Origin of the sequence: Streptomyces africanus (assembly GCF_002150735.1) — a bacterium.
GTDB classification, from domain to species: Bacteria; Actinomycetota; Actinomycetes; order Streptomycetales; family Streptomycetaceae; genus Streptomyces; species Streptomyces africanus.
In genome coordinates this window covers 1-5,370 of the sequence record NZ_MUKA01000106.1, presented here as the reverse complement: position 1 = coordinate 5,370, position 5,370 = coordinate 1, and the positions used below count along the sequence as shown (strand labels likewise).

The 5,370-nt window shown below is 73.8% G+C and carries 5 protein-coding genes; all 5 read right to left on the bottom strand.

All coding sequences use genetic code 11. The features are described 5' to 3' along the window. On the bottom strand, positions 1–1,109 hold a 1,109-nt coding region (locus tag CCL05_RS16070), incomplete at its 3' end, for a serine/threonine-protein kinase (RefSeq protein ID WP_086561192.1). A 352-nt stretch (positions 1,110–1,461) separates the two neighbouring features. Beyond that, positions 1,462–2,535: a polyprenyl synthetase family protein gene (locus CCL05_RS16065; RefSeq protein WP_107400467.1), complete on the bottom strand. Its 1,074-nt coding sequence runs from the start codon at positions 2,533–2,535 to the stop codon at positions 1,462–1,464. Then, positions 2,532–3,599, bottom strand: a complete 1,068-nt coding sequence (locus CCL05_RS16060; RefSeq protein ID WP_086561190.1) for a tetratricopeptide repeat protein — start codon at positions 3,597–3,599, stop codon at positions 2,532–2,534. The genes CCL05_RS16065 and CCL05_RS16060 overlap by 4 nt, the downstream gene beginning before the upstream one ends. Positions 3,600–3,771: 172 nt before the next feature. After that, a complete protein-coding gene (locus CCL05_RS16055; RefSeq protein WP_086561189.1) occupies positions 3,772–4,449 on the bottom strand; it encodes an AIM24 family protein in 678 nt (225 codons plus the stop codon). Between the two features lie 77 nt (positions 4,450–4,526). After that, on the bottom strand, positions 4,527–5,370 hold an 844-nt coding region (locus CCL05_RS16050; protein WP_208641537.1), incomplete at its 5' end, for a CAP domain-containing protein.

The window sequence follows — 5,370 nt, the reverse complement described above, 5'->3', positions numbered from 1 at the left end:
GGGGAGCCGGTCCGGCTGGGCGGCCCGGAGGGGTCGGGGCCGCCGCCGGTGCCCTCGCCCGGCGAGGCGGCGGAGACCGGTGGCCGGGCCGGGGAGTCCGCCGCGTCACTGCCCGTGTCGCTGCCGGGCAGCCCCTGGGTCGCGGCGAGCACGGCCGCCGCGACGGTGACCACGGCCAGGGCGGTCCCCGCGACCATGGTCCGTCTGCTCCACGCCGGGCCGCCCGGCCGCATCGCGGCGTACGCGCCGCGCAGCCGCGGCACGGGCACCGACGCCATGGCCGCCTCCGGGTCCTCGCTGAGTGCCCGGGTCAGCGCCTCCCGGACCACCGGGCGGGTCAGGCGCTCCCGGGCGTCCTTGCGGAGCAGCCCCTGCACGACCTGGGTGAGCGGCCCGGCGCGCACCGGCGTGCGCAGGGGCAGCCGGTCCACGCCCTTCAGGGTGTTCTCCGGCCGGCCCCGGTCCCGGAAGGGCGGGCGGCCCTCGACCATCGTGTAGAGGATCGCGCCGAGCGCCCAGAGATCGGCCGCGGGCCCGATGTGCTCGTCGCGGGCCTGTTCCGGAGAGGCGAACGCGGGTGCCGTGAGCCGGGGCGCGAGGGTCGCGCCGACCAGGCCGTAACCGGTGACGACCACCGAATGGTCCTCGCGGACGAACACCTGGCCGGGGCTGAGCTCGCCGTGCGTGATGCCCTCGGCGTGCGCGGCGTCCAGCACGTCGAGCAGCTCCAGACCGATACGGGCGGCCCGCACGTAGTTGAACGTGCCCTGCTCCGAGAGGAGTTCACCGAGCGGGGTGCCGTCGATCCACTCGTTGACGGTCCACAGGGTGCCGGCCTCCTCGGCGGCGTCGACGACGGTGGCGATCCGGCCGGGGCACAGCAGAGCCATGCGTTCCGACGTGCGCAGCAGGCGGCCGGCGGCCCGCCGCCCGGTCTCGTACGCGTCGTCCGGAAGCCCGACCTGCGTGACGAGACACGGACGGGAGACCTCACCGGCACCGAGGTCCTCGGCGTACCAGCAGATGCGGTTGGTCTCGCGCTGGATGATCTCGAGCAGCCGGTACCGGCCGCCGACCAACTGGTGTGTGGAGACGTGCGCCCTGCCCATGGCCATCCCTCGCTGGAAACCTGGCTCTCACCTTTTCCAGAAGTACGGGGGACGGGCCGTGCTCCGTTCAACTGGATCGCAACTCCGCGTCCATTCTTGTCTTTTATTCAAAAGAGGGGATCAAGTGTGCGAGAGAAAACGGTCTTTCACGGGCTCAGGAGCGGCTCACCTCGGCCGCCCGGGGGCCGCCGGGGGTGGCACCGCGGGTGCGGGAAATTGGCCCCCGCGCCCCGCGGATTCCCGAATCCCCGGCTGGCCTGCTGGTAACCGACGGTAAATATCAAGGTGTCCAACGCCTGAAGTCGACACCCCTCCGATGAATTCGGCGACGGATTATCCGGGGGCGGCCGGCTCAGACGTCGCGCCGTACCAGGAACCCGAGCAGTGACCGCAGTTCACCGCGGGCCCTCGCCTCCAGCGGCACTCCGGCGAGCGCCCTCTCGACAGCGACGACGTGCTGCCGGGCCTGAGCCATGGCCGCGGCCCGGCCGCCGGCCCGCTCGATCAGCTCCGCCGCCGCGCCGGGATCGTCGCCCGACTCCAGGAGCGCGGCGAGCCGGCCGCCGTGCGGGGAGCCGAGCGCGACCAGCACCGGGAGGGTCTTCTTCCGTTCCCGCAAGTCGCCGTGGACGGGTTTGCCGGTGACCTGGGGGTCGCCCCAGATGCCCAGCACGTCGTCGACGATCTGGAAGGCGATCCCGAGGTGCCGGCCGGCCCGGTCGAGCGCGGCGGCCGTCTCGGGGGCGGCGCCGCCCAGCACGGCACCCAGCGCGGCTGCGCAGCCCAGCAGCGAACCCGTCTTCTGCTCCGCCATGGCCCGGTACTCGTCGGGCCGGACCCGCTGTGGCCCCGTCCAGGGGCGGTCGGCGAACAGCAGGTCGTCCGCCTGCCCGTGCACCAGGTCGCCCAGCGCGACGGACAGCGTCCGCACGGCCGCGGCTCCGCCCGGCTGCGCGGCCAGGGTCTCTACGGCGAGCGCGAACAGGGCGTCGCCCGCGAGGACCGCGGGGCCCGTGCCGTAGGCCTTCCACACGGCCGGGCGGCGGCGCCGGTCCGCGTCGCCGTCCATGATGTCGTCGTGCAGCAGGGAGAAGGCGTGCACCAGCTCCACCGCGACGGCCGCTGCCACCCCGTCCCGCCCGGACGCACCTGCCGCCTCGGCGCCGAGCACCGCGAGCGCCTGCCGTACGCCCTTGCCGCCCGGGGCGACGGCCGGGGCACCGCCCACCTCGCACCAGCCGAAGGAGTAGGCGGCCATCTCGCCGACCCAGGGGTGCAGCCGGCCGACGGCTTCGGCGAGGGCGGGGCGTACGAGGGTGCGGCAGCGCTGGAGGGTCCGGTGGGGACCGGCCGCGTCGTGCTGCCGTTCGTCGTGCGTGACCGCGTCCTGCCGTGCCACCTCCACCGCCGTGGAGGACGCCGTCACCGGGTCACCTCCGCCGGCCTCGCCTCGACGGTCCCGGCATCCGGTATACCGAGTTCGTCATACGCGCGCGCCACCATCGTGCGGGCGTGCTGGAGTCCGATCCGCTCCAGCGTGCCGGCGAGCTCCGCCAGTTCGGCCGCCGTCTCGGCGCGGTCGCGGCCCAGCCGGGCCAGGGACTTGGCGAGGCCCAGCCGGGACAGCGCCTCTCCGCGCGGCTCGCTCATCTCCCGGAACTCCGCCAGGGCCTGCTCGTACAGGGCGCGCGCCTCGGCGTAACGCCCGGCCCGGTACAGGACGTTGCCGCGCATCTTGTGGTTGTAGGCCAGCGCGCTGGACAGCCGCATCGCGCGGCACGTCACCTCCGCCTCGCTCAGCAGCTCCAGGGCCCGCTCGGTGTCCCCGTCACGCACCGACACGACGTCGGCCAGACCGCGCAACGCCCAGGCGTGACCGCGCCGGTCGTCGGCGCGCGCGGCGATCTCGGCGGACTCCTCGAACAGGGCATACGCGGTGTCGTAGTCCCCGGTGTTGCGGTGCATCTGCGCGATGCCCTCCAGCGCCCACACCGTGTGCCGCGCCTCCCCGCGCCGCCGGGCCTCGGCGAGCAACTGCTCGTGCAGCCGGCCGACGGCCTCGTAGTCGCCCTGGATGCGGCCGGTCTCGGCCAGGCCCGCCAGCGAGTAGCCGCGTACGACGATGTCCCCGCCGCGTTCGCCCATATCCGCCGCGAGCTGGAGCAGCCGGCGGGCCAGCCGGAACGCCCCGCGCTGCCGGGCCAGCGTGCCGCCGCTCCACAGCGCCCAGGCCATCGCCGCCACGTCCGAGGCCTGACGGGCGGCCCGGTAACTCGCCTTCCACGCCCGGTCCGCCTCCTCGACCCTTCCCAGCCGGCGGTGCGCCTCGGCCACCGCGAGTCCGGAACGCGCCGCTTCCCCGGGCTTCCCGGCGCGCTCGGCCGCCCTCAACTGCTCGGTGCCGGCGGCCAGGACGTCGGTCAGGGAGGAGTTGACGGACAGGGTGGTGAGCGCGCCCTGGTACTCCGGGGCGAATGCCTTGCCGTACATCGATGCCTTTCGATCCGTATACGCACCATGTATACACAGAGCGTATACATGGTGCGTATAGAAGGGTGGAAACCTGCCCTGGCCACAAGGGCCAGGGCATCACCTGTTGTGGATCAAGACGTCGGCCGCACGGACGGGGTTGCCTGTGAGGCGCAGATCACCATCGGGGACCTCAGTGCTGGCCGGCCTTCTGCGGAGTCGCCTCGCTCGGCCGCACGACGACGTGTCCCTCGCCCTGGAGCACCAGTTGCACCGCCTCGCCGGAGCCGCCGCGCAGCATCGAGCCGATGGACTGCGAGCGGTGCAGCGAGGTCTGCAGACCCGCCGTCCAGCCGACGATCGCGTCGGTGTCGACGTACACCGGATACTGCGGCGAGACCGGGATGACCAGCGGGTTGCCCTCGCAGATCAGCCCCAGTCCGCCGTGCCCCGTGAAGACGCTGTTGAACAGGCCGCCGCCGGTGATGCCGGCGCCCTTCACCGTCGCGATGCGGTAGGACAAGGTGGCGTCGAAGCACAGGACGTTGCGGCCGTTGACCGTGAACTCGTCGCCGGGTTCGACCTCGACGATGAAGCAGTTCTGCGCTTCATGGGCGAACCAGGCCTCACCCTCCCCCCGCACCGCCATCAGCGGCAGTCCCTCCCCGGTGACCGCGCGCTTGAGCATGCCGCCCACGCCCTGGCCCTTGCGCTCGAACTGGAGACGGCCGCGGTAGGCGATCATCGCGCCCTGCCGGGCGAGCATCTCGCCGTTCACCGTGTAGCGGAGGCACTTGGCGTTCTCGACCGTCATGCCCGGTGCGACGGCCGGCTGTGCCATGTGCCTGCTGGAAAAGAGGTCACCCTTCATACGCGCATCCTCGCCCGGAGCGTTCCCCTCCGCCAAGATCGGGGCGGGTGACGGGCAGGGCGCACAGTGGCGCGGGGTCAGCCGCCGAAGAGCTGCGTCCAGTACGTGCCCGCCCGGCCGCCGCCGGCGAAGCCGACCCCGAGGTGTGTGAAGGCGGGCTTGAGGATGTTGGCCCGGTGGCCGGGGCTGTTCATCCAGCCCTCCACGACCTCCGCGGGGGAGCGCTGGCCGCAGGCTATGTTCTCGCCGATGGACCGCCGCGTGGAGCCCGCGGCGGCGGCCCGGTCCCAGGGCCGGCTGCCGCCGGGCGCGGTGTGCGAGTAGAAGTCGCGGGCCACCATGTCCGCGCTGTGCGCCTGGGCGGCGGCGGTGAGCAGGGGATCGGCGGCCAGGGGCGGGAGTCCGGCCCGGGCGCGCTCCCGGTTGGTGAGGTCGGTGACGGCCGCCGCCGCGCCGACCAGTCCGTCCGGCGTGAGGGGCCTGGCCCAGAGCGCGGTCCAGTAGGTGTCGCCGGTGGGTCCGTCGTGGACATGGGCCACTCCGGTGTGGGTGAACGCCGGGTCGTGCAGCGTACGGCGGGGCCCGTCCGTGCGCAGGCAGTACGCGACGAACTCGGCGGTGGTGCGCGGCCCGGACACCAGGTGCTCGCCCACGGTGAGATACGCGTACCCGGCGCCGACGACCCGCTGGTGGACGGACACGCCGTCCCGGCTCTCGACGCCGAGGCGTCCGGACGCGGCCATGGCCACGGCGTGGGCCCGCGCCGCGGACCCGAGCCGCGGGTCGAGCGAGACCGGTGGTGAACCGGCGGCTGCGCGGGCGGAGTTGACCAGCGCGGCGAAGCCGTCCGGGTCGAGGGCGGGCTGTACGGAGGCGGGAGGGCCGGGGGACCTGCTGCTCCCGGCCGGGCCCCGCGCGGCC

What these genes read in the sequence shown, in the direction of transcription:
- CCL05_RS16060 (WP_086561190.1), bottom strand. Translation starts at nt 3,599, where the DNA reads ATGTACGGCAAGGCATTCGCCCCGGAGTACCAGGGCGCGCTCACCACC.
- CCL05_RS16055 (WP_086561189.1), bottom strand. Translation starts at nt 4,449, where the DNA reads ATGAAGGGTGACCTCTTTTCCAGCAGGCACATGGCACAGCCGGCCGTC.